Consider the following 2,169-nt stretch of genomic DNA (forward strand, 5'->3'; position numbering starts at 1 on the left):
CACCGCGGCGAGCTGGCGCACGTTGCCGTGGTCGAACGCCCGCAGAAAGCTGCCCAGCGTCGACGGGGCGCGGATCCCGCCGACCGTGGCCGGGAACGCGCCGTGGCGCAGCAGGTCCATCCCGTCGATGGTGTCGGCGCCGGCGACCATCCCGGCCACCAGCGAACCGATCTTCAACCCCGGGTTCGCGCCGACCTTGGCGGCCACCCGCACATGCTGGGCGACCAGGTCTTCCAGTCCGATGTTCTGGGCCAGCCGCACCGCTGGTATCAGCCCGGCGTGCGACACCAGATTCGGATCATCGAACCTTGCGTGTGTCTTGGTCGCGGTGTGCAACAATCGCATCCCAGAGGTGCCCTTTCGATCCTGGCGTTGCGAGCTTCAAGAACCCGCATTTTCCCAGGTCAAAGGGCACTTCTGCTGTCACGACACACCCCCACGCACAATTCGGACGGTGGATCCAGGCTGAGCCTGGATCCACCGCCTGAATTCGGGTGATCGTTTCGTCGCATTTAGTTGATCTTCAATGGGGGGTTTCGGCGTGTAGGCGTGCGGGATCGGCCGGTGTCTCATCCGGCGGGTCCACTGTGGTCTCCGGTTGTGCCCGTGTGGGCGGGCGGTCGGTGTCAGGCGGCCTCAGCCGGTGGTGCCCGGTGAATGGCGTCGAACGCGTTGAGCCAGGCGTCCTGCCAGGGCCAGTTCTGGGGCAGGTGCCAGGTGATGGTGTCGCGTCCGCTGCGGGCGGGGCGGGCGGCGACCTGGACGAGTTCGGCGCGGATGGTCGCGCCGCGCGCGAGGGCGTGCCGGGTCGAGGCCAGCGCACCCAGGGCGCGGGTCAGTGCGTGCGCGGTGACCGCGAGCTGGACCCAGGCGGCGTTGGCGTGGAACGCCGACGAGGGCAGGTGCGCCCACGCCCCGTCGATCAGGTCCGCGAAGACCTGCTCCACGATCGCGTGGCCGCGGTGGTCGGACTCGGCCTGTACCAGCTGGAAGGGGCTGTCGGTGAACACCGCGTGATACCGGTGGGTGGCGAACAGTTCGCCCTGTCCCTGGGCCGCGGCTTTCGGGTTCAGGCGGCGGACCCGCCGCACGAGCAACTGGCCGTCGGTGCGGTGGGCACGTTTGGAGGCGAACGCGGTGTAGGGCACTTCGGCGATCTCGGCGTCGGAGATCCACTCGCCGGCCTGCTCGTCGTAGATCGCGTTCGGGTACTTGATCGCGGTCCAGGCGTCGTCACTGATGGTGGCGATGGCCCGTTTGACCTTCGGGTCCATTCGCACGGTGACCGAGAACCGGGCCCCGTTGCGGCGGCACGCGGCCACGAACGCCCCCGCGTAGTACGCGGAATCCGCGCGCACCACGATCAAACCGGTGACCCCGGCCTGCCGGGCGGTGTTGATCGCCTCGGCCACCAGGGTGGCCGCGCCCCGGGCCGAGCCGGCGTTACCGCCCCGCAACCGGGCCGCTGCGACGACCGGCGCGGCCAGCGGGGTGCTCACGGTGGCGGCCAGCACGTTCAACCCGCGTACCAGCAGCGACTTCGAGGCGATCTTGGCGTGCCCGAACGCGGCACCCTGCTTGGTGCCCCCGTATACCCGCCGCTGCACCGAGTCGACATCAACGAACGCCACCGTGTCAGCACCGGGCAGCAACGGTGCCCGCCCGGCCAACTCGGTCAGCACCCGGCGGTGCACCGCGGCGAGCTGGCGCACGTTGCCGTGGTCGAACGCCCGCAGAAAGCTGCCCAGCGTCGACGGGGCGCGGATCCCGCCGACCGTGGCCGGGAACGCGCCGTGGCCCAGCAGGTCGATCCCGTCGACGGTGTCGGCGCCGGCGACCATCCCGGCCACCAGCGAACCGATCTTCAACCCGGGTTCGCGCCGACCTTGGCGGCCACCCGCACATGCCGGCGGGCCAGGTCTTCCAGCCCGATGTTCTGGGCCAGCCGCACCGCCGGTACCAGCCCGGCGTGCGACACCAGATTCGGATCATCAAACGACGCGTGGGTCTTGGCTGCGGTGTGCAACAATCGCATCCCAGAGGTGCCCTTTCGAGTCTGGGTGTGGAAGCGTCGACAACTCCCATCTTCCCAGCTCAGAGGGCATTTCTGGCCCTACTGACGTTTCTGTGGGTCGGGTTTCGTCCGGGTAGTGGTGGGCAGAGGCCGCC

General features: G+C 69.4%; 1 protein-coding gene and 1 pseudogene. Both read right to left on the minus strand.

Translation table 11 applies throughout. The annotated features are described in order from the left end of the window. Positions 1 to 345, minus strand: a 345-nt coding sequence (locus VKN16_17250; protein HME95957.1) for an IS1380 family transposase, incomplete at its 3' end; no start/stop codon positions are given. A 281-nt stretch (positions 346 to 626) separates the two neighbouring features. After that, positions 627 to 2,035 (minus strand): annotated as a pseudogene (locus VKN16_17255) (IS1380 family transposase). Positions 2,036 to 2,169 lie beyond the last annotated feature (134 nt).

The organism is Candidatus Methylomirabilota bacterium (genome assembly GCA_035315345.1).
Taxonomy (GTDB): domain Bacteria; phylum Methylomirabilota; class Methylomirabilia; order Rokubacteriales; family CSP1-6; genus CAMLFJ01.